Consider the following 24,922-nt stretch of genomic DNA (forward strand, 5'->3'; position numbering starts at 1 on the left):
TCATTGATTGCGGTCGTGGCCCAGGCATTGCTGTGAGAGCCGCAGGGGCGTTCTGCGCCCGTGTTGCGGACGAGACGATGTCGATACAGCCCCTGTCGAGTTCCCCCCCTCCCGCCGACGGCGCGGCTGCGCGTCGGCGCATGGCCGATCGCGACGCCGATGCGGCGCGGGAAAGCTTCGCCCTGCCGCCGGACGAGCCGGTCGCGGACACGCGGACGGCGAGCCGCGAAGCCCGCCGTGATACGGCGGCTGCGGCGGATCAGGCCGCCCGCGAAACATCGGAGACGCAGCGCGCCGCTGACGATCAAAACCCGCGAACCAAGGCCGAGGCCGAGAGCCGCGCCAGGATCGCTGCCTCCGACGAGACCGCTGCCTCCAACGAGACCGCCGCAGCGGAGCCGGACGCGAAGACGGCGCCCGCCAAGCCGTCGCTCGCCGAGCCCGGCAAGCCCGTCGCCGCAACCCCCGAGGTCCTGCTGTCGAGCGGGCCGAAAGCGCCGAAGCTCGACATCGCCGCGCTCGTCACCATCGCGGCCGCCGCCGAGGGCGAGAGCCAGGCGCAGCCGACCCCGCAGGTCGATCCCTCGCTGGTCGCCGGCGAGATGTTGCCGATGCCGACGGTCAAGACGAAGGCCGCAGGCGCCACGGAGGGCGGCGAGGAGGCCAAGGCCAGCGAGAGCGCCACGGCCACTGCGGCCGACGCCGCCGTGCCGACGCCCGTGCCGGTGTTGCCGCAGCTTGTTCCAGCGCCCGTCACGCCCGAGTTTCCCGCCGCGACGGCGGCCGGCACGGCGGCCGTCGGCGAGGAACAGAAGCAGACGAAACAGGCCGATGCGGCCGCCCTTGCCGCGGCGGTGGCCCTCACCGCGGCCGGCACCGCAGCCAGCGGCATCGCCGCCCAGGCCGGTGCCGAGACCGCGGAGTCCGGCGCGTCCGCGGATGCTGTCGCGCCCACGCCGACGCGGCCGGGCGCCCCGGCACAATCCCAGCTGTCGCTGGTGGCGGCCGAGACCGGCGCTGCGCCGAAGGCCGACGCCCTCCCGCAGACTCCGGGCGAAGGTCTCGACAAGCTGGCCAAGAGCGAAGGCGGCGCCGCGCCCCAGCCCGTCGCCGGGACCGAGACCAAGTCGGCAGAGCGGTTCGAACAACTGCTGAATGCCATCGATGCATCGGTGCAGCCCCAGCAGGGCGCGGCCCGGCCCGATCCGCTGCGCCTGATGACCATTGCGGACCCGATCGTCGCTCCGTCCAGCCAGCCGCAGGGCCAGACGGCGGCGGAAGGCCCGCCGACCCCGCTGCATGTGCTGCCGATCGAGATCGGGCTCAAGGCCCTGGCCGGAGCGCGCCAGTTCGACATCCGGCTGGATCCGGGTGAGCTCGGCCGCGTCGATGTCACGCTCTCGATCTCCGACGCCGGAGAGGTGAGCGCGAAGATGGTCGTGGACCGCGTCGAGACGCTGCATCTGCTGCAGCGCGATGCGCGCACGCTCGAGCGCGCCTTCGAGCAGGCGGGGCTGAAGCCTTCCGACGCCGGAGTCGACATCAGCCTGCGCGATCCCTCCGACCAGTCCGGCTTCCGTCAGCCGCGGCAGCAGGACGAGGCGCCCCAACGCCCCCGCGGGTCCGGGAGCAACGCCAATTCTACCGAAGACACCCCCATCGTGACGTCATCCGCGCCCCTGCGCCGCTTCGTGCGGCTCGGCGGCGTGGACATGAGCGTCTGATCCAAGGAGGAGCGCCATGGCCGTCTCCAGCACCACCAGCTCGACCAGCACCAGCTCAACCAGCAGTGCCAGCACCGTTTCCGGCGGCGCCGCGATCGCCGAGAATTTCGACCAGTTCCTGACGCTGCTGACGACGCAGCTCAAGAACCAGTCGCCGCTCGATCCGCTCGACACCAATCAGTTCACGCAACAACTCGTCCAGTTTGCCGGCGTCGAGCAGCAGTTGAAGACCAATGAGACGCTGACCTCGCTGCTCAGCCTGAATGCGGCGGGCACGGCGACGAACGCGGTGGGCTTCATCGGCGCGACGATCACCTCCGATGGAGCGACGACGCGCCTGGAGAAAGGCAAGGCCGAATGGCAGGTCAACGTGCCGCGCGGCGGCGTCGCGACGATCACGATCAAGGATTCGAAGGGCAGCGTCGTCCAGACACTGACCAAGACGCTGACCGCAGGCGACCAGACCTATAGCTGGGACGGCACGACCTCGACGGCGCAGAAGGCGGCCGATGGCGAATACACCATCACGGTCGATGCGAAGGACACGACGGGCGCCGCCATGACGGCCGCGACCAAGATCAGCGGCGTGGTCGATGGCGTCGACTTCACCGGATCGATCCCGACCCTGAAGATCGGCTCGATCAGCGTGCCGATCGACAAGGTCAAGAGCGTCGTCCGGGCGCAGTGAAGAGCGAATCACCGATGCCGAAACCCAGCGCTTTCGCCTTAGGCAATTCTTAAAGCGGTGGCCCTATGCTCATCACAAGTAGCTCTGTTGAGTTGTGTGAGTGTACCATGAGCGAGCCTTTGCGACCGCGGGTGAAATACGTGATCGGACCGGACGGAAGTCCGCTGACGATCGCGGACCTCCCTCCGATGAATACCCGCCGCTGGGTGATCCGGCGCAAGGCCGAGGTCGTCGCCGCGGTGCGCGGCGGCCTGCTCAGCCTCGAAGAAGCCTGCCAGCGGTACACCCTCACGGTGGATGAGTTCCTCAGCTGGCAGATGTCGATCGACCAGCACGGTCTGGCGGGGCTGCGGACCACACGCATCCAGCATTACCGGCAGTAGGCGCTGCCACCATTGCCAGATTCAGACAGGCGTCGGTCTCCGGACCGGCGCCTTTTGCGTTGCGGATGACCGCCGTCCGCGGGTGCGAGCACGGGGCTTGCCCACAATCTTTAACGGCCGCCCGGCAAAAATTAACCGGGCGCTAACCACGCACCGGGAAAAACTTGCCTAGTGACCCGCGATCAGAAGCGGGCAGGACGGCTTTGTGAAACGGATAGCGGCGTGAGCGGCATCGTCGAACAGTTCTCGCGTTTCGGGTCAGCCCGCCTGGCGGCCATGCTGGCGGTCACGCTCGCGCTGGTCGGGTTCTTCGGCTTCGTCATGCTGCGCATGTCCCAGCCGACCATGGGGGTGCTGTTCTCGGACCTGAACTCGTCGGACGTCAGCGCCATCCTGAAGGATCTCGACACGCGCGGCGTCAAATACGAGCTGCGCGGCGACGGCCAGACCATTCTCGTCGACAAGGCAACCGTCGCGCGGCTGCGGCTCGACCTCGCCAGCAAGGGGATTCCGGCCGGCGGCGGCGTCGGCTACGAGATCTTCGACAAGGGCGACGCCTTTTCCTCGACCAGCTTCGTCCAGAACATCAACCACATGCGTGCGCTCGAGGGGGAGCTGTCGCGCACCATCCGCTCGATCAGCCGGGTCCAGGCCGCACGCGTGCATCTCGTGATTCCGGAGAAGCGCCTGTTCGAGCGTGACCGCGAGCCACCGCGCGCCTCGATCGCGCTCAAGCTGGCTGGAGAGCTCGATGCCGCGCAGGTGCGCGCGATCCGCCATCTCGTCTCATCCGCCGTCGACGGGCTGAAGCCCGAGCGGGTCTCGATCGTCGACGAGCGCGGGCGCCTGCTGGCCGACGGCGCGCAGTCGGACAATGGCATTGCGGGACTCGGCATCGAGGAGCGTCAGGTCGGCATCGAACGCCGGCTCAAGCTCCAGATCGAGGATATCGTCGCCAGCATCGTCGGTCATGGACGTGCCCGCGTGCAGGTCTCGGCGGCGCTCGACGTCAACCGCATCGAGAGCCGCTCCGAGACCTTCGATCCCGAGAGCCGCGTCGTCCGCTCCAGCCAGAACCGCACGGAAGCCTCGACCACCTCCGAGGGCGGCGGCGCGGTCACCGTCGGCAACGAACTGCCCGGCGCCCAGCCGGGCCAGGGCGGCAACGCGCCGCGGGACAACTCCCAGAAGAACGAGGAGGTCGTCAATTACGAGATCTCCCGCACGACCCGCACGGAGGTCCTGGAGGGCGGACGCGTCAAGCGCCTGTCGGTCGCCGTGCTCGTCGACGGCACCTATACCCGCGGCGCCAATGGCGAGGTGACCTATCAGCCGCGCAGCAACGAGGATCTCGAACGGATCGGCCAGCTGGTGCGCACAGCGGCCGGCTTCGACGAGGCCCGTGGCGACAAGCTCGAGGTCGTCAATCTGCGCTTCGCCGAGGCGCCGCCGACGGTGACCGATCTCGTCGAGCAGACCCTGATGCAGCAACTGCTCTCCATCACCAAGGAGGACGTGATCCGCTTCGCCGAGATCGGCGTGATCGCCCTGCTGACGCTGATCGTGCTGATGGTGGTCGTGCGGCCGCTGCTGAAGCAGATCCTGGCGCCGGATCCCGGGGCGGCCGCGCGGGGCGGGCCCATGATCATCCGCAACGGCGTCGCGATGATTCCCGCCGAAACGAACGGTGATCCGGCCGCGTCGCGCGCGCTTCCCAGCGCCGACGGCGATCCGCTCAACGTGGAGCTGCCCTCGGAACGCATGCTGGCCGTCGCCCAGTTCAAGGGGCAGCTCAAGGCGCAGTCGGTCGAGAAGATCGGCCAGATGGTTTCCCAGAACCCGGCGGACAGCGTCGCGGTGCTACGGACCTGGATCCATGAAAAAGCCGCGGCATGACGGGGCATTGAGCCATGGCTGAATCGCGCTCCCTCGCCAATCGCGACGGCTCCATCGAAGGCGGTGGCCTCGGCGTCACCAATATCGATGAGATGACCGGCCCGCAGCGGGCCGCGGTCATCCTGCTCGTGCTCGGCGAAGATCACGGCAAGAAGATCTGGTCGGAGTTCGACGACGAGGAAATCCGCATCATCACCCGCGCCATGGCGGAACTCGGCACGGTCGATGCCGACGATGTCGAGCGGCTGATGCTGGATTTCGTCGGCAAGCTGTCCAGCGCCGGCGCCGTCACCGGCTCCTTCGACCGGACGATCTCGCTGCTCGAGAAGATCCTGCCCGGCGACCAGGTCGCCATGATCATGGAGGAGATCCGCGGTCCGGCCGGCCGCAACATGTGGCAGAAGCTCGGCAATATCGACGCCGTGGTGCTCGCCAACTTCCTGAAGAACGAGTACCCGCAGACGATCGCCGTGATTCTCTCCAAGATCCGTCCCGAGCACTCGGCCAATGTGTTGCGCAACCTTCCCAACGATCTGTCGATCGAGGTCGTCGGGCGGATGCTGCGGCTGGAATCGGTCCAGAAGGAAGCGCTCGACCATATCGAGAACACGCTGCGCACCGAGTTCGTCGCGACGCTGACACAGACGCGCCGCCGCGACCCGCATGAGATGATGGCCGAAATCTTCAACGGCTTCGATCGCCAGACCGAGATGCGCTTCCTCTCGGCCCTGGACGTGTCCAACCAGGATTCGGCCGCCCGCATCCGGGCCCTCATGTTCACGTTCGAGGATCTCGCCAAGCTCGATCCTGCTGGGCTGCAGACGCTGATGCGCCAGGTCGACAAGGACACGCTGACCCGCGCGCTCAAGGGCGCGAGCGAAACCATGCGGGACTTCTTCTTCAGCGCGATGTCCCAGCGCGCGGTCAAGAACATGCAGGATGACATTCAGGGCCTCGGGCCGCTGCGTCTCAAGGAGGTCGACGAGGCGCAGACGAAGCTGGTCACGCTGACCAAGGAACTCGCCGACAAAGGTGAAATCGTCCTCTCCAAGGGCAATGCGGAAGACGAGTTGGTTTATTGACGATGAGCACAGCCACACGTTTCACGTTCGGAACGGATTTTCGGGAAGGCGGACGGCGCGCCGCCGGCGAGGCCGAGGTCGCGGCTGCGCGTGCCGAGGGGCTCGCGATCGGCCGCGAGGAAGGCCGCCGGGACGCGGAGCACCAGCTGAACGGGCTGCTCGCGCAGCTGGCCCGCTCGGCCGAGCGGCTCGTCACGCAGGAGGCCGCGCATGCGGCGGAGGTCGAGGCGAGGGCCGCCTATGTCGCCATCGTCGCGGCGAAGGCGCTGGCTGGGGCCGCCCTCGACGAGCGCCCCCTCGCGGCGCTCGAGAACGGCTTGCGGGAATGCCTGGCGCAGGCGCGGCAGGCGCCGCATCTGGTCATGCGGGTCAATGACGCCGCCGTCGAGGCGGCGGAAGGCCTGGTCAAGCGGCTGGCGCAGGAAATGGGTTTTGCGGGCCGCCTGGTGGTTCTGGGCGAACCGGACATCGCGCCCGAGGACGGGCGCATCGAATGGGCCGATGGCGGTTTCGTCATCGAGGCGGAGCGGCTGAAGCTGCTGGTGGATCAGGCGGTCGCGACCGCTTTCCCCAGCTTCCGGCCGCCCGCGCAGTGAGGATTGAGCGATGAGCGCCGACAACGACCTCAAGCTGCCGCCGCTGAACCCGGCGGACCTGTCCTTCGACAACAACGACGCTTCGGTGGCGCGGTCGGGGCCGATCCCGGTCAAGACGGCCGAGGACCTCGAGCAGGTCTTCGACGTGCCGGTCAACGTCTCGGCCGTGCTGGGGTCGTCCAAGATCGCGATCGGCGATCTGCTCCAGATCGTGCCCGGCGCCGTTCTCGAACTCGACCGGCGCGTCGGCGAGGCGATCGACATCTTCGTCAACGAACGCCTCGTCGCGCGCGGCGAGGTCGTGGTCGTCGAGGATCGCCTCGGCGTGACCATGACCGAGATCATCAAGGCGGACCGGTAATGGCCGGTCTGCTCGCCAAATCTCCACGCAAAAGGGCCTGAGCCATGCGCCTCATCATTGCCGGCGGTCTCAAGGGACAACTCATCGCGGCTGCCAAGATCGCGATCGCGCACGGCGCCAACGTCACCCATACGGAGGGGCTCGAGCAAACGCTGGCGGTGCTGCGCGCCAAGGGCGCGGATCTGTTGATGGTCGAGGTCACGCTGCCGGTGGCGCAGTTCGTCGCCGCGCTGGAGGCCGAACGCATCCGCACCCCGATCGTGGCCTGCGGCACCTCGACAGATGCCCGGGCCGCCGTCGCGGCGATCCAGGCCGGCGCGCGCGAATACGTGCCGCTGCCGCCCGATCCCGAGCTGATCGCGGCCGTGCTGGAAGCCGTTGCCGCCGACCAGTCGAGCCTGATCTGGAAGGATCCGGCGATGGAGCGCGTGGTGCAACTCGCGGCCCAGGTCGCACGCTCGGATGCGCCGGTGCTCGTGACCGGGGAGAGCGGCACCGGCAAAGAGGTGATCGCGCGTCACCTGCACCAGAAGTCGCTGCGCAAGGACAAGCCCTTCGTCGCAGTCAACTGCGCGGCGATCCCCGACAACCTGCTGGAATCCGAGCTGTTCGGCCATGAGAAGGGTGCCTTCACCGGCGCGATCGCGCGCCGCATCGGCAAGTTCGAGGAGGCCAATGGCGGCACGCTGCTGCTCGACGAAATTTCGGAGATGGATGTCCGGCTCCAGGCCAAGCTGCTTCGCGCGCTGCAGGAACGGATGATCGACCGCGTAGGCGGCACGACGCCGGTCAAGGTCGATCTGCGAATCATCGCCACCTCGAACCGCAATCTCGGCGATGCCGTGCGCGAGGGCTCGTTCCGGGAAGACCTGTTCTACCGCCTCAACGTCGTGCATCTGCGACTGCCGGCGCTGCGCGAGCGGCCGGGCGACATCCTCGCCCTGGCCGATCACTTTGCCCGGAAATATGCAGAACTCAACGGCGTGCCTGTCCGACCGATCGCCGCCGATGCGCGCAGGCTGCTGTTGTCCAACGGCTGGCGCGGCAACGTCCGCGAACTGGAGAACACGATCCACCGCGCAGTGCTGCTGGCGCAGGGCGGCGAGATCGGTGCCGAGGCCGTGCTAACTCCGGAGGGCGAGACGCTGGGCCCCGCGTCAGGGCGTGACAGCGCGGCGCGCGCCGCGCAGACGGCGGAGGCCGTCACCCGCTCGCTCGTCGGCCACACGGTCGCCGATGTCGAGCGCGAGCTGATCCTCGACACGCTCGACCATTGCCTGGGCAACCGGACGCATGCGGCCAAGATCCTGGGAATCTCGATCCGCACGCTGCGCAACAAGCTCAGCGAATACACCTCGGCGGGCATCGCCGTCGCCGAACCCGGCCAGGCGCGCGTCAACGCTGTGTGAACGACGCGCCCGGTCCGGGAGGCGGCGTCCTACCAGTAGCGGCGGCGATAGTACGGGCGCGGCCGGTAATAGGCCCGCGGGCGATAATAGACCGGGGGACGGCGGTAATAGCGCGGCCGCGCAACATAACGGGGGCGGCGGCGGTAGTAATAGTACTGGCTGAAATCGGCCTCGCTCTTGTCCAGCGCGTCGGCCATCTCGGCCGTGACCGCCTCGCTTTCGGGAGCTGTGGCCGGGCCGGGAGCGGGCGCTGCCTTGGGCTGCGCTGCCTCCGCGACGGCCATGCCGCCGAGGCTCGCGGCGGCGATGCCGCCGATCAGTGTCACCAGAAACGAACGTCTGTCCACGACATCCTCCGAGAGTTGCTCACCACATCATCCCCGTCATCCTAGGGCCAAAGCGGCGGTTTGGGATAATGCATTCGAATGATGTTTGTTCCGTTTGGGATGAAAGCCGTCGATCCGTCCGAACGTTCGTCGGCCCTCAATCGACGGCGTTGAGCGGACGGGCCACGCGTTCGAGCGGCTGGCGTTCGGCCCTGATCGCGTAGCGGGCGGCGACGACGGCGGCCGCGATCATCAGGACGGCCCCGAACAGATAGCCGCCGAAGACGCTGGCCCGCGAACCGGTGTCGATGAGGACGCCGAACAGCCAGGGGCCCGCGACGCCGCCGGCACCGGTCCCAACGGCATAGAAGGCGGCGATGGCCAGCGCCCGCATCTCGACGGGGAAGGTCTCGCTCACCGTCAGATAGGCCGAGCTCGCCGCGGCCGAGGCGAAGAAGAACACGACGCTCCAGCACAGGGTGAGCTGCTGTGCGGTCAGCAGGTCCTGCCAGAACAGATAGCCCGTTCCCGTCAGCAGAACGCCCGAGAGCGCATAGGTCGTTGCGATCATGATGCGGCGCCCCACGGTGTCGAAGAGGCGCCCGAGGATCAGCGGACCGAGGAAGTTGCCGGCGGCGAAGGGCAGGATGAACCAGCCGATCGCCTGGGCCGGGACTTGGTAGAAGTCCGTCAGGATGAGGGCGTAGGTGAAGAAAATCGCGTTGTAGAAGAAGGCCTGCGACACCATCAGCGCCAGGCCGACGAGCGACCGCTGCCGGTGGACCATGAAGAGCACATTGAAGACCTCGCGCAGCGGCGTCACGCGTCGCGGCCGCAGATGGGTCACCGCGAGATCTTCCTGCGGCTGGTGCGTCACACCCGCGCGAGCCTCGATCGCCGCAACGATGGCCTCGGCCTCGTCGACGCGGCCATGGCCGATGAGCCAGCGCGGACTTTCGGGGATCCACTGTCGCAGCACGAGGATGATCAGGCCCAGCGCCGAGCCGATGAAAAAGGCCAGCCGCCAGCCGATCTCGGGATCGATCACGGCGGGGTTGAGCAGGACGATGGCGCCGATCGCGCCGAGCGCCGCACCGATCCAGAAGGAGCCGTTGATGACGAGGTCGACCCAGCCGCGCACCCGGGCCGGGACCAGTTCCTGGATGGTCGAATTGATCGCGGTGTACTCGCCGCCGATGCCCATGCCGGTGAAGAACCGGAAGATGATGAAGCTCCAGAAATTCCAGGAGAAGGCCGTCGCCGCCGTCGCCGCGAGATAGACCAGCACCGTGATCGTGAAGAGCTTTTTGCGGCCGAGCCGGTCGGTCAGCCAGCCGAAGAACAGGGCTCCCAGGACCGCTCCGGCGATGTAGGCGGCGCCGGCCATCCCGATCTCGGTGTTGGTGAAGCGCAGCGCCGGGCTTTCCTTCAGCGCTCCCGCGACGGAGCCGGCGAGCGTCACCTCCAGCCCGTCGAGGATCCAGGTGACGCCGAGCGCCACCACCACGAGCGTATGGAAAGGCGACCAGGGCAGGCGGTCCAGCCTTGCCGGGATTCGGGTCGCCAGCGTGGGCGTGTCGGACTGTCTCGGGAGCGGGGCTGGCGAGGTCATGCCGGCGGCTTCCTCCGGATGCAAGAAGGGCGACGGCGCGAGCCGTCGCCCCGATGCCTCAGCGCACGATGACGCGGCGCCGGATCACGACCGGGCGGCGGTAGCGCCGCGGACGGCGCCTCAAGATGACACGCTCGCGCACGACCGGGCGCCGATAGGGACCGCGACGGCGGACGACGCGTTCACGAACGACCACCTGGCTGAAGTCCGCATCGGCCTTGTCCAGCCCTGCCTTCATGGCGGCATCGAGGTCGCCCGCCGTCGCCGGGACTTCCGGCCCCGCCGCATGGGAGAGGGCAATGCCACCCAGGCTCGCGGCAGCCAGGCCACCGAAAAGGCTCATCACGAATGAACGTCTATCCAAAGTCAGTCTCCAGTATCTGTGGTCGATCAGACCAGTCCATCCACCCCGTTCCGAGTGGGCGAGCCGAATGGGGCCACAACGCGGCCCTTCACTAACGGTCTGTTCAGGAAAGGGTTCCGGGACGAGTTTCTTTGCGCGCCTTAACCACTCGTTCACCATAAGCCCGGCAAGAATTGCCGGGTTGTGCGTGGGCGTCCGCGCTGGGAGCAGGCTGGTCGATGACCGATGTGACGGCAGGCGGAGGCGGCGGCTTCGACATGAGCCGCGGGGCGATGGGGAAGCTCCTCAATCGTCCGGACCTGTTCCTGGCGATTGGCGTCATGGGCATCCTGGTGGTGCTCATCTTCCCGCTGCCGGGGGTGCTGCTCGATCTGCTGCTGGCGCTTTCGATCATCCTGTCGGTGCTCGTGCTGATGACGGCGCTGTTCATCGAGGAGCCGCTGGAGTTCTCGGCTTTCCCGACCGTCCTGCTGATCGTCACGATGCTCAGGCTGTCGCTGAACCTCGCCTCGACACGGCTGATCCTGGCCCATGGCCATGAGGGCGGCGCCGCTGCCGGCCATGTCATCGAGGCCTTCGGCAACTTCGTGATGGGCGGCAATTTCGTGATCGGGGTGATCGTCTTCACCATCCTGATCATCGTCAATTTCGTCGTCATCACGAAGGGCTCGGGCCGCATCGCGGAGGTCGCGGCCCGTTTCGCGCTCGACGCGATGCCTGGCAAGCAGATGGCGATCGATGCCGATCTCTCGGCGGGGCTGATCGACCAGGAGGTCGCCAAGACCCGGCGCAAGGCGCTGGAGGACGAGGCGAACTTCTTCGGCTCTATGGACGGCGCCTCGAAGTTCGTGCGCGGCGACGCCATCGCCGGCCTGCTGATCACCTTCATCAATGTCCTCGGCGGCATCATCATCGGCGTCGCGCAGCAGGGCATGAGCTTCGGCGACGCGGCCCGCAACTACACCCAGCTGACGGTCGGCGACGGCCTCGTCAGCCAGATCCCGGCTCTGATCGTCTCGACGGCGGCGGGCCTGCTCGTCTCGAAATCCGGCGTGCGCGGCGCGGCCGACAAGGCGCTCGGCAAGCAGCTCTCGGGCTATCCGAAGGCGCTCGGCATGTCGGCGGCGGTGATGGCGCTGATCGCCGTCCTGCCCGGCATCCCGATGCTGCCCTTCATGGCGCTGGCTCTCGGCTCGGCCTGGCTCGCGCGCCATTTCGGGCGGCTGGCCAAGGCCAAGGAGACCGAAGTCGCCGAGGCGGCCGAGGCGGCCTCGCCGCTGCAGGCCGACGGGACGCCGAAGGAGGAGACCCTCAACGATCTGCTCAAGCTCGACGAACTGAAGATCGAGATCGGCTACGGCCTGCTGCCGCTGGTCAATTCGGCCGGCGGACAGGACCGGCTGACCGACCAGGTCCGCGCGCTGCGCCGCCAGCTCGCCGCCGAGCTCGGCTTCGTCATGCCGGCAGTGCGCATCGTCGACAACGTCCAGCTCGAGGCGAACCACTACTACATCAAGATCAAGGAGATCGATGCCGGGCACGGCCTCGTCTATGCCGGCCAGTACATGGCGATGGACCCGATGGGCGGCAGCGTGAACCTGCCCGGCCACAATGTGCTGGAGCCGACCTTCGGCCTGCCGGCGACCTGGATCGACGGTGCGCTACAGGACGAGGCGCAGCTGCGCGGCTACACGGTGGTGGACGCGGCAACCGTGATCTCGACGCATCTGACCGAGGTGCTGAAGTCGCACATGCCGGAGTTGCTCTCGCATGGCGAGGTCCAGAAGCTGCTGCGCGAGCTGCCGAAGGACCATGCCGACCTGCTCAAGGAAATCGTGCCGAGCCAGATCTCGACGACGGGCATCCAGCGCGTGCTGCAGATCCTGCTCTCCGAGCGCATCTCGATCCGCGACCTCGCCACCATCGTCGAGGGCATCGCCGAGGCGGCCGGCGGGCTGAAGAACCCGCGCGACATCGCCGAGCATGTCCGCATGCGCCTCGCCCGCCAGATCTGTGCCCAGTTCTCGAACCCCCAGGGCCATCTGCCGATCATCACGCTCTCGCCGGCCTGGGAGAGCGTCTTCGCCGAATCCATCATCGGCCAGGGCGAGGAGCGCCATCTCGCCATGCAGCCCTCGCGCCTGCAGGAGTTCGTCCACCAGGTGCGCGACAAGTTCGAGGATGCGGCCCGCATGGGCGAGATGCCGGCGCTCGTCACCTCCGGCATGGCCCGGCCCTTCGTGCGCCAGATCATCGAGCGCTTCCGCCGCGAGACGCCGGTGCTGTCGCAAGCCGAGATCCACCCGCGCGTCCGGCTGAAGACGGTCGGCACGGTCTGAGCGGGCGCCGCCGTCCGTTTCCACGGGGCGCCGATGCCGGTGGCGCAATGGTCAGCCCCGCGGGCCGTGGCTAAGCCGGCCTGATGTCCCGAAACGCCCTGTTCTTCGCCGCCATGTGCCTCGTCTGGGGGCTCACCTTTCTGCCGGTGAAAATCGCGGCGGAGCATGTGCCGCCGATCTTTTTCGCCGCCGCCCGCTTCGTCATCGCCGGCCCCTTGCTGCTGCTCTGGGCCGGGCGCGATGCCCTGCGCGTGCCTGCCGACGCCCGGTGGCGCCTCCTGGGCACGGCGATGCTGGTGAACACCGCCTGCTACGCCCTCGTATTCTGGGGCACGGCCCATGCCCCGTCGGGGCTCGCCGCCATCGTGAACCTCTCTTCGATCCCGATCTGGTCGCTGCTGGCGAGCCGGTTGGTCGAGGGCACGCGCATCACGGGCCGGCAGGTCCTCGCCGTCGGCCTCGGGCTCTTCGGTCTCTGCTTCCTGTTCTGGACGCGGGCGGCGGAAGGCCTCAATAAGGCGGCACGCGATCCCCTCGAACTCTGGGGGCTTGCCTCGGTCGCACTCGGGACGCTGTCCTATTGCACTGGCGCCGTGCTGACGCGGGCGATCGCACCATCGATCCCGACATTGGCGCTGGCGGGCTGGCAATCGACCATCGGGGCGGTGGGGCTGGTGGCACTGTCGCTGCTGATCGAGCCGGTGACGCTGGGCCACCTCGCGGCGCTGGTGTCGTGGCCGACGGCGCAGGCGCTGGGCTTCATCATCGTCGCCGGATCGCTGGTGGGGTACACAGTCTATCTGCGGCTTCTGCGCGACTGGGGCGCGTTCCGCGCCGGGCTCTATGCCTTCGTCAGCCCGGTGATCGCGGTCGCGGCCGGCATCGTCGTGCTGGACGAACCCTTCGGCTGGGCGGAAGGGGTCGGCGCGGTGCTGATGTTCGCCGCCGCCGCGATCGCGCTGCGGCGCTGACAGGCTTTCTCGCGCATCGGCCTCCCCTGAAAACCGGTTGCCGCCTTTCGGGCCGATGCTATGGCGGCGGGGCGATCCGGGTGTTGCGCTTGAGCTGGGCACGCTCGAAGGCCAGCACGACCGGCAGCGAGATCACCAGCGGGATGATCAGGTAGAACATCCGCCAGACCAGCAGCGCGGCGAAGACGGCCGGTGCCGGCATGCCCGGCATCACCGCCAGGAACACCGCCTCCATCACGCCGACCCCGCCCGGCACCTGGCTGAGCAGCCCGGCCGAGAAGGAGAGCAGGAAGGCGCCGAGCACGATCATGAAGCCCGGATTGCCCTGCTCGGGCAGCGCGAAATAGATGATGCCGGCGGCGCCGGCGAGCTCGATCGGGGCGGCGAGATATTGCCGGAAGACGATCGGCAAGCGCGGATAGATGATCTCGAGCTTGCCCAGCCGGAACGGCCTGAACTTCAGCCAGGAGCCGATGGTGTAGAGCGCGACGAAGCCGAGCATGGCGACGCCGATCAGCCTTGCGCCGTTGTCGCCGATCGCGAACCAGGGCGACAGCCGCCCGAGCGGGCGCAGGATCTCGGGCTCGTAGAGCAGGACGAGGCCCATCAGCAGGATCGTCCCGAAGGCGAAGGTGAAGGAGCACAGCGCGACGAGCACCGCGACCTCGCCGACGGTGAGGCCCTTGGCGGTGTAGGCGCGAAAGCGCACCATGCCGCCGGAAAACACCGAGGCGCCGATGTTGTGCGAGAGCGCGTAGGTGACGAAGGAACAGACGGAGATGTAGAGCCAGGAGATGCCCTTCTCCTTGCCCAGATGCAGCAGGGCGATGCGGTCGTACCAGGCGAGCGCCGCATAGGCGACGAGGGTGGCGAGCGCGGCGTGAAAGAAGGCCTCGGTGGGGATCACAGCGATCTTCTGGCCGATGCGGCCGGCGACGATGCCCAGATTGTCCCAGAAGCCGCCCTGCGCCAGCAGCGCCTCGATGGCGGCATCGGTCCCGGCCTCGGTCTTGAGCTTGTCCCAGAGCAGGTCGACGGACCAGACGACCGCGACGAGCCCGATCAGCGGCCACAGATAATCGAGATAGCGTTTCATGAGACCCGCGGGCTGCGAGGGGCGTGGGACGAGGCGAGACGGGCGGCGCAGAGCCGTCGGTGCAGCCTGTGTGCCAGCGGGCCGGGGGAAGGGCAAGCGGCGTCGCCGCCGCCTGCCGCCTCGTCGCTCGCTATTTGCCGTTGGCCTTCAGCCAGTCGCGCATCATCGCGATCTCCTTCTCCTGTTCGGCGATGATGCCGGTCGCGAGCTTCTTCAGGGCGGGGTCCTTGCCATGGGCGAGGATGACCCTGGCCATGTCGATCGCGCCCTGGTGATGCGGGATCATGCCGCGCACGAAATCGGCGTCGACATCACCGCTGAAGGCGATGTCCATGTCCTTGTGCATCTTCGCATTGGCGGCCTTGTAGGCAGCGACGGCGGCGCTGTCGCCCGCCTTCGTGGCGGGCGCGCCGTGGCCGGCATGGGAGCCGTGGCCGTGATGCTGCTGGGCGAGGGCGGTGCCGCCGAGCGCGAGCGCGGCGACGAGCCCGAGGGCGAGGCGGGTGGAAACGGAACCTGTCATGGCTGGTCCTGGATGAAGACGGGAGGCCGCGGCGGCGCGCTGGCCGGGCGCGCGGCTCCCTGGAAACGAAAAAGGGCGGAAGGATTCAGGCCGGGTTGCGTCGCGGCGGGCGTTCCGCCGGTTCGGGCGTCCGCTCCGGTTTCGCGGCCACCGTCACGGGGGCGAGACTGCGCCAGCCGGCCGGATCGCTGGCCATGGGCAGGGCAGGAGCCTGGGCCAGGAGCCCGCAGCCGAGGATGCAGCAGGAGGGCATGGCCTGCCCGGGCGCGGCCGGCGCGGTGTCGTGATGGCCGGCCTCCCCATGGCAGGGCGTCGGCTCCGCGGCGGCGGCAGGGTGCGGCCGGGCGTGGCCGGTCGCGGGCATCGCATGGCCCGCCGCCAGCGTCGCATGGGGCAGCACGGCGAGCAGCATGATCGCGAGCGCAACCGCGAGCCGCGCCAGCGCGAGGCCGCGCCCGCCCGTCCCTGCCCGCTGATGCCGCTTCGTCATGAGGTGATGTCTCCGCCCCGATCATGTCATGATCGGGGCAGGGCGCCAGCCGAATCCGGCCGGCCGCCGAATGCCGCTTCACCGACCAGGCCGACATGACCCAGACCCTGACCATCAGCCTCACCGGCACCACCGACCTGCCGCCCGGCAAGATCGCCGCCATCGTCACCTCGCTGGAGATGCGGGCGCGGCCGCCCGAGCGGCCCGACCCGCCGGGGCTGGAGGGATTTGCGCTGGAGCGCATCGGCGCCGACGAACTCGACCGCTATCTCGCCATGTACCGGCGGCTGGGCGAGCGCTGGATGTGGTTCAGCCGGCTGGTCAAGCCACGGGCCGAGGTCGCGGCGATCCTCGGCGACGCGAATGTCGAAACCTACATGGTCCGCCGCGAGGGCGCCGATCAGGGCCTGCTCGAACTGGACTTCCGGGTGGCGGGCGAGGCGGAACTCGCCTTCTTCGGCCTCGACGAGGCGGTGCTCGGCCAGGGCGCCGGGCGCTGGCTGATGAACCGGGCGCTGGCGCTGGCCTGGGGCAAGCCGATCGCCCGCTTCTGGGTCCACACCTGCACGCTCGACCACCCCGCTGCGCCGGAATTCTACCAGCGCTCGGGGTTTTCGGTGTTCAAGCGGGGGGTGGAGATCGATGACGATCCGCGGCTCAAGGGGCAGATGCGCCGGGATTGCGCGCCGCATCATCCGGTGATCGGGTAGGGCCTTCACAATGGTGGCGCAGCGGAACGACGCGGGACGCGCGCCGCTGACGTCGGTAGCCAACCCGTTCTGCTAACCCGACGCTGGCTTCTCGCTGGCTATGTCCGCGGGATGCAGCGCCGCGACCGTTCTGTCGACTGCCCATGCCTGCCCCTGAGCCCCGGATTTGTGCCTCCGGTGACTTCAAGAAGGTGGCCACGCGGGCATCGGCCGTTGTCGACGAGTACCTTCTGTCCCGCACGGATCTGCCCCTTGGCAGGCTCCTGAGAAAAAATCTGCTGGGCCGCAGCAGGGGCAGCGAGCAGGACCAGCGAAACGGCGATCCCTGCAACCCGATCATTGGCCATTTTGCCGTCTCCCCTCGCAGATCCCAGGCTAACATTCTCCATGAGGGTGAAACAGATCAGGCTGCGACATGGGACGCATGCGCCTCGTGGCGGATTACGCTTCGTCAGCGGATGGCTGCCCTAGTTCGTCTCTCGCCCGCTCTGGGCCGGACGAACGGAAAAAGCCCGCCGGACATCCCGGCGGGCCTTTCAAATCCACAACCTCAACCCGCCATTCACGCCCTCGGGCGCAGGCCGATCGAGTCCATCATCGCCTGGTCGCGGGCGGCTTCGGCGGCGCGCTCGGTCGCCTTCTCGCGGTCGTCGAGGATTTCGACCTTCTTCATGTCCTCGAAGGCCTCCTGGAGTTCGGCCTTGGCCTCCTCGAGCTGACCCTTCAGGTTGTCGGCGGACTGGCGGAGATTGTCGCGGCGGCCCAGCGCCGCCTTGGCATAGGTCGGATAGGCGAAATGGGCGGGGTCGGAGATGCCGGCCCGGGATTCCTCGCTCTGGATCTCGCGGTCCAGATCGCTCGCCATGCGGTGAAAATCCGCGATCATCATCTCGATCTGGCTTACCCGGCGACGCTTTTCGTCCACCTGGAAGCGCTTGAGACGCAGCAATGTGTCTCGCGACTTCATGTCGTTTCCAACTCCTGATCACGCATGGGCCAACGCCGACCCCTCGGCGCGTGCCCGGAACTCCTGGCCGCGAGACGAAAAGGACAATGGCGCAAGGAGGTTGACCGTTCCTTACCGGAAAGCCTCGCATTCGCTGCATGGCGCGGTCGCGTGGCCGCTGCTGACGCATGACGGCGGCAGGGGCTAGTAGCGGGGTGTCCGGGCCGCTCCCGCGCCCCGCCGCCTGCCTCCGGGATTGCCCGCCTTGCCCGCCTTTCCGCGCCTTCCCGAGCACGGCCCGCTGATTGCCGGCCTCGTCGTCACGCGGATCATCGGCTGGGGCTCGACCTTCTATGCGCTCTCGGTGCTGGCGCGCGACATCCAGCGTGATCTTTCGCTCGACGTGACCTTCGTTTTCGGCGGGATCACGCTGCTGCTGCTGACGGGCGCGGCGCTGGCGCCGGCGGTCGGCCGCCATCTCGACCGCGCGGGCACGCGCGGGGCGATGGGCTGCGGCGCGCTGGCATGTGCACTCGGGCTCGTCCTGCTCGGCCTCGCGCAGGGGCCGGTGAGCTATCTCGCCGCCTGGGTGGTGATCGGCATCGGGCATGCCCTGTCGCTGGCCAATGTCGGCGGCGTCACCATCGCGCAGCTGATGGGAGCGCGAGCGCGCCGGGTGATCGGGCTGATGATGCTGGCGACGGGCCTCTCCTCGGCCCTGTTCTGGCCGCTGACGGCCTGGCTCGTGGCGCAGGGGGGCTGGCGCACGACCTGTCTGATCTTCGCCGCGCTGCAGATCGTCATCGTGCTGCCGATCTATCTCGCGGTTCCGCGCAAGCGCCCCTCCGGCGTGGCGTCCCCGGCGGGGGCGCCGGCGGCGGAGCGGGACGAGGAGCGGCTGCCGCCCGCGCATCGCCGCGCCGCCTTCTGGCTGGTGGCGGTCGTGTTCTCGGCGAGCGGGCTGGTCTCCTGGGGGCTGCCGCTGCATCTGATCGACCTGTTGCGCGATGCCGGCATCGGGCCGACGGAGGCCGTCGGCATCGCGGCGCTGAGCGGGCCGGCGACGCTGCTGGCGCGGCTCGTCGACGCGACGCTCGGCGACCGGCTGCCGGTCGAGTGGACGGCGCTGGCGGGGCTGGTGCTCGGGCCGCTCGCCTGCCTGGTGCTGGTGATTGCGCCGGGGACGGCGCTCGCCGCCACCGTCTTCGTCGTCAGCTTCAGCGCGGCGATGGGCGTGATCTCGGTCGCGCGGGCGACGCTGCCGCTCGCATTGTTCGGCCGCGACGGCTTCGGCGGCCTGATGGGCCGGCTGACCGTGCCGCAGAATCTCGCCTTCGCCGCCGCGCCGCTGCTCTTCGCGGCGATGATCGCGCAGTTCGGGCGCGACCTCGCCTTGATCGGCGCCGCCGTGATCCAGCTGTTTGCGGTCGTCGCGATGGTCGCGCTGTTGCGCCTGCTGGCGCAGGGCCGCGACCTCAGCCGTTCATGATCGCGGCGAGGCGGGCATAGCATTCCGGCAGCGGGGTGGCCTCGTCCTTGGCCTGTTTCAGGAAGGCCTCCAGCGCGGGGTTGAGGCGGATCGCCTCGTCGACTTCGGGGGAGGCGCCCTGCCGGTAGGCGCCAAGCCGGATCAGTTCCTCCATGTCGGCATAGGTCGCGAGCGTCGCGCGCGCCTTCTGCACGACCGGGTAGAAGGCCGGATCGCAGGAGCGCGGCATGGTGCGCGAGACCGATTTCAGCACGTTGATCGCCGGGAAGCGGCCGCGCTCGGCGATGGAGCGCTCCATCACGATATGCCCGTCGAGGATGCCGCGCACCGCGTCGGCGACGGGCTCGTCATGGTCGCCGCCATCGACGAGGACGGTGAAGAGGCCGGTGATGGCGCCGTCGCCGACGCCGGGGCCGGCCCGCTCGAGCAGGCGCGGCAGTTCGGCGAAGACGGTCGGCGTATAGCCCTTGGTGGTCGGCGGCTCGCCGGCCGCCAGGCCGATCTCGCGCATCGCCATGGCGAAACGCGTGACTGAATCCATCAGGCACATGACCTGCAGGCCCTGGTCGCGGAAATATTCGGCGATGGTCAACGTGGTCAGGGCGGCCTGCTTGCGCATCAGCGCCGGCTCGTCGGATGTGGCGACGACGACCACCGAGCGCGCCAGGCCCTCGGGGCCGAGATCGTCCTGGAGGAACTCCTGGACCTCGCGGCCGCGCTCGCCGACGAGGCCGATGACGTTGACGTCGGCGCGGGCATAGCGCGCCAGCATCGACAGCAGCACCGACTTGCCGACGCCGGAACCGGCGAAGATGCCCATGCGCTGGCCGAGGCAGCAGGTCAGGAAGGCGTTGAGCGCGCGCACGCCGAGATCGAGCGGGCGGCCGACGCGGCGGCGCGAATGGGCCGGCGGCGGGTCGTTGCGGAAGGTGTAGAGCGCCTCGCCCTGCGGCAGAGGCGGGCCGCCATCGACAGGGCGGCCGAGCGCGTCGACGACGCGGCCGAGCCAGGCCGGCGTCGGCTTCAGGCCGGGCGCCGCCTTGTCGATATAGGCCGGGCAGCCGCGGCGCACCCCGTCGAGCCCGCCATAGGGCATGACCAGCGCCTTGTCGCCGGAGAAGCCGATGACCTCGCAGGGGACGCGGCTGCCGGGCGCGATCTCGATGCCGATGCGCCCGCCGAGGCTCATCGCCCCGATCGGGCCGGCGATCTCGACCAGCAGGCCGCGCACCGCGATGACGCGGCCATAGACCGTGACGGGGTCGAGCCCTGCGATCGTGGCGGCGAGGCCCGACAGGCGATCGTGACCCTGGGCGGGGCTATTCATGACGGCCTCCCTGCGGCCGTCGCCCGTCGGGCGGCGGCCCGGAGATGGCGCCAATTTGAATCGGATTGTCTGTGGACAGAGAACAGGGCGGAAAGGGGCGGACGCCTAGGCCGGAGCGGTCTGAAACGGGACCGTTCGATGATCCTCGCACTGGCGCTGTTCACCCTCGGCGTGGGCGCCGGGCTCATGTATGATGCCGTATACCGCGCGATCATGCTGATCCTGGCGATCCTGCTGCTTTTTGCGAGCTGGGTGATCTTCAGCGACGTCGACATCTTCAGCTTCTTCATCTTCGCCGGGAATCTGCTGGCGCTGGGCTCGGGCTATCTTGCGGGCCTGTATCTGCAGGACCGCTCCTCCTGAGACGGCCCCGGGTGAAAGGCTGCAAGCGAGCGGCCGCGTTTACCCTTCATTAAGCCGAGTGATTAACACTGTCTTTCGAGGCTGCGTCGCGGTGCAGGGGTCTTTCGTCCCGGTTCCACGAGGCCGTCTCCGCGAAAGCGCATTTCGCGGGCGAATAGCGAAACGATCCGTGTCAAATTCGACTCACTCCGACAAGGATCGTCGCCCTTCACCCAGGAACCGCTTGCGCACGGGAATCACGGTTTGTTAACCATTGTGCCCGTAGCGTGTCGCGTGGCGTTTCATCGGGCAAGCGCCTTCTCGCTCAGGGCCGTTCGGGTTCGGGCGGAACGATCGGCTTGCCTGCGGGCGAAATTGGGGACGTGGACATGCGGGTTCTGCTGATCGAGGACGATAGCGCGACCGCCCAGTCGATCGAGCTGATGCTCAAATCCGAGAGCTTCAACGTCTATACGACGGATCTCGGCGAAGAGGGCGTCGATCTCGGCAAGCTCTATGATTACGACATCATCCTGCTCAACCTCAACCTGCCCGACATGTCCGGCTACGAGGTTCTCCGCAGCTTGCGCGTGGCGAAGGTCAAGACGCCGATCCTGATCCTGTCGGGCCTCGCCGGCATCGAGGACAAGGTGAAGGGCCTGGGCTTCGGCGCCGACGACTACCTGACCAAGCCCTTCCACAAGGACGAGCTGGTCGCCCGCATCCACGCCATCGTCCGCCGCTCGAAGGGCCACGCCCAGTCGGTCATCACGACCGGCGACCTGGTCGTCAATCTCGACACCAAGACGGTCGAGGTCGATGCCGCCCGCGTCCATCTGACGGGCAAGGAATACCAGATGCTGGAGCTGCTCTCGCTCCGCAAGGGCACGACGCTGACCAAGGAGATGTTCCTCAACCATCTCTATGGCGGCATGGACGAGCCCGAACTCAAGATCATCGACGTGTTCATCTGCAAGCTGCGCAAGAAGCTCGCCAACGCGTCCGACGGCAAGAACTACATCGAGACGGTCTGGGGCCGCGGCTATGTGCTGCGCGAGCCGTCCGAAGCCGAGGATCGCATCCCGGCCTGAATTCCGGGTGGAACGGCGGCGTCACACGCCGGTCACGTTCCGCCTGTAGACGAGAAGACAGCCTGATCGTCGGATGTACACGACAGGTTGACGGGGACCCCGCCGCGAGGCGGGGTTTTTGTTTGGGGCGTCCAGGCGGCGCGAGGTCCGCTTCGCTTGATCAGGATTTGGTGCCCGCGAGGGCGCGAAGGGGCTCCCGCGGCAAGCTCATGCCGGCCGGCTGGGCGTGGATGCAGTTCTGGCCGCGATAGACGCCGCGATGCTGCCGGTCGGGCAGGATCGTCGTCGAGATTCCGATCACGGTTTCGGCCGCACCCAGGAACAGGGCTCCCTGCGGGGCCAGCCGCGGGGCGAGCGCTTCGAGGACACGCGCCTTGGTCTGCACGTCGAAATAGATCAGGACGTTGCGGCAGAAGATGATGTCGAACTGACCGAGATGGCTGTTGGGCTCGAGCAGGTTGTGCTGCCTGAGGTCCACCATCGCGCGCAGGCGCTCCGAAATCCGCCAGCGGTCGCCCTCCTGGTTGAAATGCTTGAGCAGCATCTGGATCGGCAGACCGCGCTGGATCTCGAACTGGCTGTAGAGGCCGGTGCGGGCGCGTTCGAGCACCTCCCCGGAGATATCGGTTCCGACGATCTGGATCTTCCAGCCCGACAGCCGCGGGGCCATCTCGTCGAGGATCATCGCCAACGAATAGGCTTCCTGGCCGGTTGAGACGGCCGCGCACCAGATTCGCAGGCTGCGCGTCGCGGCGTTCGCTGCGATCCGTTCGGGCAGGATGACGTCCCGGAACAGATCAAACGGCGTGTGGTCGCGAAAGAACAGCGTCTCGTTCGTCGTCATCGCTTCGATGACGGCGTGCTCGAGCGCGGCGTCGTGGCCCGGCCGCAGCTTCTGGATCAGCGTCCCAATGTCGGCAATGTTGCGGCGTCGGCAGAGGATGCCGAGGCGGCTTTCGGCGAGATAGCGTTTTTCCGGACTCAGCGAGAGCCCCGAACGCAGATGCAGCAGCAGCCGCAGGAAATTGAAATCGGCGTCGGTCACGACGGCTGACCTGTGCGGACCAGCCCGCGGATTGCCGCTCCGATGTCTTCGAGAGCGATGACCGCGCTGGCGTGTTGTGCCCGGACGATCGAGCCCGGCATGCCCCAGATCGTGCTGCTCTGCTCGTCCTGGGCAATGACCGCCGCGCCGGCACGGCGCAGGGCCCCGGCGCCCTCGGTGCCGTCGGCGCCCATTCCGGTGAGCACGAGGCCCAGGGCCGAAGGGCCGAGATGCCGGGCTGCGTCGTTGAACAGCACGTCGACGGCCGGGCGGCAGAAGCGCACGGGGGGGCCGTCGTCGATGCTGGCGGTGATGTGACCGAGCCGTCGATCGATGCCGAGATGCCGGCCGCCGGGCGCGACATAGATCGTGCCGCGCACAAGCCGCTCGCCATCGAAGGGCTCGCGGGCGGGAATGCCGATATAGCTCGAGATCTGCTCGGCGAAGGAGGCCGTGAACACCGGCGGCATGTGCTGAACCACGATCGTCGTCAGATCATGCAGCGCGTCGCCGATGTCGAACAGCACCCGGGCCACAGCTCTGGGTCCGCCGGTCGAGGCGCCGATGACCAGATAGCGCGGGACGACCGAGACCAGCTGGCGCAGGCCGGCATTTCCGCCGGGGATGAAATCGAGTTCGACGTCGACCGGCAGGGCGCCGGGCTTGGCGCGCGCCTGCGCGACATTCCCGAGCTTGAGCAGGAATTCGCTGCGGAACTCCAGCGAGAGCGTCAGTCCGTTGCGGCTGTCCGGCTTCGAGACGACATCCATCGCGCCCTTGGTCATGCACTCGAGAGCGATGCGGGTGTTTCGCTCGTTGAGCGTCGTCGCCAGCAGCACGCCCGTATGAGGGCTTTCCTTCAGGATCTGGGGCAGGGCGGTGGCGCCGTCCACGCCCGGCATGTCGAGATCGAGCACCATGACGTCGGGCTTGAAGCGTCCCGCATGTGCCACGGCGGTCTCTCCGTCGCCGGCGACTGCGACCAGATGAAACTGGCCGCTTTCCCCGAGCCAGCGCGCGAACAGGCCCCGGACCACCACGGAGTCGTCGGCGATGACCACCGTCTTGTGCCTGGGGGCGCCCGCCGTGCCGGAAGGGGACAATCTGGTCATGCGTCGCAGATCCGCCGGCATGGTGCGCCTACGCCGGCGGCGACGTCGGCCATGGGCCGGTGCGTACCGTCGGGCGCTGGCGTGCGCATGATCACAGCAGCCCGACCTGATGGAACTTGGAGGCGACGATCTCCTTGTCGAAGGGCTTCATGATGTATTCGTCGGCGCCCGCATGCATGGCGCGCGCGATGTGCGCGATGTCATTTTCCGTCGTGCAGAAGACAACCTTCGGGCGCCGGCCGCCCGGCATCTGCCGCAGCGTTCGCAGGAAGTCGTAGCCGTCCATGATCGGCATGTTCCAATCCAGCAGCACCGCGTCGGGCATCTCGCCCTTGCAGGCGTCGATCGCGCGCGCGCCGTCCTCGGCCTCCGCAATGCGGAACTGCAGGCCCTCGAGGATGCGTCGCGCGACCTTGCGGATCACCGCGGAGTCGTCGACGACGAGACAGTATTTCATGATCAATCTCCAGATTGGTGCCGAGGCGCGTCAGGCCGCGGCATCCAGCTCGATTGCGAGGAGCGCGTCGACGTCTAGGACGACGAGCAGGCGTTCATCCAGGCGGTGCACCCCCGTCGCCAACGCCGCCCAGGCGCGGTCGAGATGGACCGGCACGGGTTCGAAGGTCGATTGATCCAGCCGCATCACCTCTCCCACGGCATCGACGATCAGGGCATAGGCCTCGCCCTCATGGTCGATGCCGACGGCCACCAGCTCCGTCTTGCCTTCTCGATCTTGCCTGAGGGTGACCGGGCGGCCCAGCCGCCGGCGCAGGCAGATCGCGGTGACGATCCGACCGCGCAGATTGAGGAGCCCGATGATCTCGGAGGGTGCGCGCGGCACGAGCGTGATGCGGTTGGTGATGAAGACGTCGTGCACCCGTCCGATCGGCAGGCCCAGGATCTGGTCGCCGATCATCACGGTGACGTAGTCGAGCGAATCGAAGCCTGGCGCCGCGGGTTCGGCAACCATGCGACGCTCGCTGTCGTCGCTCGCGTTGGT

Annotated in this window: 27 protein-coding genes; 14 read left to right on the forward strand and 13 right to left on the reverse strand. The window is 68.1% G+C overall.

The features are described 5' to 3' along the window. The first annotated feature begins 140 nt into the window (after positions 1–140). From SJY11_RS08940 to flbD, 8 genes are all read left to right on the forward strand, one after another. Positions 141–1,724 (forward strand): flagellar hook-length control protein FliK, encoded by a 1,584-nt coding sequence (locus SJY11_RS08940; protein WP_376986243.1) that lies wholly within the window; start codon positions 141–143, stop codon positions 1,722–1,724. A gap of 16 nt (positions 1,725–1,740) precedes the next feature. Continuing rightward, positions 1,741–2,412: a flagellar hook assembly protein FlgD gene (locus tag SJY11_RS08945; protein ID WP_376986244.1), complete on the forward strand. Its 672-nt coding sequence runs from the start codon at positions 1,741–1,743 to the stop codon at positions 2,410–2,412. A 107-nt stretch (positions 2,413–2,519) separates the two neighbouring features. After that, on the forward strand, positions 2,520–2,795 hold the full coding sequence (gene sciP / locus SJY11_RS08950; RefSeq protein ID WP_054144637.1) for a CtrA inhibitor SciP: 276 nt from the start codon (positions 2,520–2,522) through the stop codon (positions 2,793–2,795). Positions 2,796–3,017: 222 nt separating this feature from the next. After that, the gene (gene fliF / locus SJY11_RS08955) at positions 3,018–4,691 is read left to right on the forward strand and encodes a flagellar basal-body MS-ring/collar protein FliF (RefSeq protein WP_376986245.1); all 1,674 of its coding nucleotides are present in this window, start codon (positions 3,018–3,020) and stop codon (positions 4,689–4,691) included. Between the two features lie 92 nt (positions 4,692–4,783). Next, the gene (fliG, locus tag SJY11_RS08960; protein WP_376989282.1) at positions 4,784–5,773 is read left to right on the forward strand and encodes a flagellar motor switch protein FliG; all 990 of its coding nucleotides are present in this window, start codon (positions 4,784–4,786) and stop codon (positions 5,771–5,773) included. A gap of 2 nt (positions 5,774–5,775) precedes the next feature. Next, the gene (locus SJY11_RS08965) at positions 5,776–6,369 is read left to right on the forward strand and encodes a FliH/SctL family protein (RefSeq protein WP_376986246.1); all 594 of its coding nucleotides are present in this window, start codon (positions 5,776–5,778) and stop codon (positions 6,367–6,369) included. A gap of 10 nt (positions 6,370–6,379) precedes the next feature. Further along, complete coding sequence (gene fliN, locus SJY11_RS08970) at positions 6,380–6,730, forward strand: flagellar motor switch protein FliN (RefSeq protein ID WP_305691305.1); 351 nt, start codon at positions 6,380–6,382, stop codon at positions 6,728–6,730. A gap of 44 nt (positions 6,731–6,774) precedes the next feature. Further along, a complete protein-coding gene (flbD, locus tag SJY11_RS08975; protein WP_376986247.1) occupies positions 6,775–8,139 on the forward strand; it encodes a sigma-54-dependent transcriptional regulator FlbD in 1,365 nt (454 codons plus the stop codon). 29 nt (positions 8,140–8,168) lie between these two features. Here flbD and SJY11_RS08980 read toward each other — a convergent pair whose 3' ends face one another. The 3 genes from SJY11_RS08980 to SJY11_RS08990 form a co-directional block, all read right to left on the reverse strand. Continuing rightward, positions 8,169–8,486 carry a hypothetical protein gene (locus tag SJY11_RS08980; RefSeq protein WP_376986248.1) on the reverse strand — a complete coding sequence of 106 codons (318 nt, stop codon included), beginning with the start codon at positions 8,484–8,486 and terminating at the stop codon, positions 8,169–8,171. 136 nt (positions 8,487–8,622) lie between these two features. Then, on the reverse strand, positions 8,623–10,077 hold the full coding sequence (locus SJY11_RS08985; RefSeq protein ID WP_376986249.1) for an MFS transporter: 1,455 nt from the start codon (positions 10,075–10,077) through the stop codon (positions 8,623–8,625). 58 nt (positions 10,078–10,135) lie between these two features. Further along, complete coding sequence (locus SJY11_RS08990; protein ID WP_376986250.1) at positions 10,136–10,420, reverse strand: hypothetical protein; 285 nt, start codon at positions 10,418–10,420, stop codon at positions 10,136–10,138. 278 nt (positions 10,421–10,698) lie between these two features. Between SJY11_RS08990 and flhA the strand changes: the two genes are divergently transcribed. Next, positions 10,699–12,780 carry a flagellar biosynthesis protein FlhA gene (gene flhA, locus SJY11_RS08995; protein ID WP_326906191.1) on the forward strand — a complete coding sequence of 694 codons (2,082 nt, stop codon included), beginning with the start codon at positions 10,699–10,701 and terminating at the stop codon, positions 12,778–12,780. An 83-nt stretch (positions 12,781–12,863) separates the two neighbouring features. Next, a complete protein-coding gene (locus SJY11_RS09000) occupies positions 12,864–13,751 on the forward strand; it encodes a DMT family transporter (protein WP_376986251.1) in 888 nt (295 codons plus the stop codon). Between the two features lie 58 nt (positions 13,752–13,809). Here the strand turns inward: SJY11_RS09000 and SJY11_RS09005 are convergent, their stop codons facing one another. From SJY11_RS09005 to SJY11_RS09015, 3 genes are all read right to left on the reverse strand, one after another. Continuing rightward, the gene (locus tag SJY11_RS09005; RefSeq protein ID WP_376986252.1) at positions 13,810–14,847 is read right to left on the reverse strand and encodes a lysylphosphatidylglycerol synthase transmembrane domain-containing protein; all 1,038 of its coding nucleotides are present in this window, start codon (positions 14,845–14,847) and stop codon (positions 13,810–13,812) included. Positions 14,848–14,977: 130 nt separating this feature from the next. Further along, a complete protein-coding gene (copM, locus tag SJY11_RS09010) occupies positions 14,978–15,370 on the reverse strand; it encodes a CopM family metallochaperone (RefSeq protein WP_376986253.1) in 393 nt (130 codons plus the stop codon). 85 nt (positions 15,371–15,455) lie between these two features. Next, on the reverse strand, positions 15,456–15,860 hold the full coding sequence (locus SJY11_RS09015; protein ID WP_376986254.1) for a hypothetical protein: 405 nt from the start codon (positions 15,858–15,860) through the stop codon (positions 15,456–15,458). Positions 15,861–15,955: 95 nt separating this feature from the next. Between SJY11_RS09015 and SJY11_RS09020 the strand changes: the two genes are divergently transcribed. Next, positions 15,956–16,570 (forward strand): GNAT family N-acetyltransferase, encoded by a 615-nt coding sequence (locus SJY11_RS09020; RefSeq protein WP_376986255.1) that lies wholly within the window; start codon positions 15,956–15,958, stop codon positions 16,568–16,570. Positions 16,571–16,668: 98 nt separating this feature from the next. On the opposite strand, the gene SJY11_RS09025 is transcribed toward SJY11_RS09020, so the two are convergent. Both SJY11_RS09025 and fliJ read right to left on the reverse strand, forming a co-directional pair. Then, positions 16,669–16,959, reverse strand: a complete 291-nt coding sequence (locus tag SJY11_RS09025) for a DUF6719 family protein (protein ID WP_376986256.1) — start codon at positions 16,957–16,959, stop codon at positions 16,669–16,671. A gap of 173 nt (positions 16,960–17,132) precedes the next feature. After that, a complete protein-coding gene (gene fliJ, locus SJY11_RS09030; RefSeq protein ID WP_069056139.1) occupies positions 17,133–17,537 on the reverse strand; it encodes a flagellar export protein FliJ in 405 nt (134 codons plus the stop codon). A 244-nt stretch (positions 17,538–17,781) separates the two neighbouring features. Here fliJ and SJY11_RS09035 point away from each other — a divergent pair, with 244 nt between their 5' ends. Further along, on the forward strand, positions 17,782–19,005 hold the full coding sequence (locus SJY11_RS09035; RefSeq protein ID WP_376986257.1) for an MFS transporter: 1,224 nt from the start codon (positions 17,782–17,784) through the stop codon (positions 19,003–19,005). On the opposite strand, the gene fliI is transcribed toward SJY11_RS09035, so the two are convergent. Then, positions 18,992–20,302 carry a flagellar protein export ATPase FliI gene (fliI, locus tag SJY11_RS09040; protein ID WP_326906192.1) on the reverse strand — a complete coding sequence of 437 codons (1,311 nt, stop codon included), beginning with the start codon at positions 20,300–20,302 and terminating at the stop codon, positions 18,992–18,994. The two genes, SJY11_RS09035 and fliI, sit on opposite strands and share 14 nt — an antisense overlap. A 168-nt stretch (positions 20,303–20,470) precedes the next feature. On the opposite strand from fliI, the gene SJY11_RS09045 reads away from it, so the two are divergent. Together SJY11_RS09045 and ctrA are read left to right on the forward strand one after the other, a co-directional pair. Further along, complete coding sequence (locus tag SJY11_RS09045) at positions 20,471–20,695, forward strand: hypothetical protein (RefSeq protein WP_326906056.1); 225 nt, start codon at positions 20,471–20,473, stop codon at positions 20,693–20,695. A 368-nt stretch (positions 20,696–21,063) separates the two neighbouring features. Beyond that, positions 21,064–21,765 (forward strand): response regulator transcription factor CtrA, encoded by a 702-nt coding sequence (ctrA, locus tag SJY11_RS09050; RefSeq protein ID WP_376986258.1) that lies wholly within the window; start codon positions 21,064–21,066, stop codon positions 21,763–21,765. 160 nt (positions 21,766–21,925) lie between these two features. Here ctrA and SJY11_RS09055 read toward each other — a convergent pair whose 3' ends face one another. From SJY11_RS09055 to SJY11_RS09070, 4 genes are all read right to left on the reverse strand, one after another. Next, the gene (locus SJY11_RS09055) at positions 21,926–22,810 is read right to left on the reverse strand and encodes a CheR family methyltransferase (protein WP_376986259.1); all 885 of its coding nucleotides are present in this window, start codon (positions 22,808–22,810) and stop codon (positions 21,926–21,928) included. After that, positions 22,807–23,922 carry a chemotaxis-specific protein-glutamate methyltransferase CheB gene (gene cheB / locus SJY11_RS09060; RefSeq protein WP_376986260.1) on the reverse strand — a complete coding sequence of 372 codons (1,116 nt, stop codon included), beginning with the start codon at positions 23,920–23,922 and terminating at the stop codon, positions 22,807–22,809. The genes SJY11_RS09055 and cheB overlap by 4 nt, the downstream gene beginning before the upstream one ends. Positions 23,923–24,013: 91 nt before the next feature. Then, the gene (locus SJY11_RS09065) at positions 24,014–24,379 is read right to left on the reverse strand and encodes a response regulator (protein ID WP_066613758.1); all 366 of its coding nucleotides are present in this window, start codon (positions 24,377–24,379) and stop codon (positions 24,014–24,016) included. Positions 24,380–24,409: 30 nt separating this feature from the next. Beyond that, positions 24,410–24,892, reverse strand: a complete 483-nt coding sequence (locus tag SJY11_RS09070) for a chemotaxis protein CheW (RefSeq protein ID WP_326906193.1) — start codon at positions 24,890–24,892, stop codon at positions 24,410–24,412. Between the last annotated feature and the right edge of the window lie 30 nt (positions 24,893–24,922).

The sequence above is a fragment of the Allobosea sp. R86505 genome, assembly GCF_042466375.1.
In the GTDB taxonomy this organism is placed as follows: Bacteria; Pseudomonadota; Alphaproteobacteria; order Rhizobiales; family Beijerinckiaceae; genus Allobosea.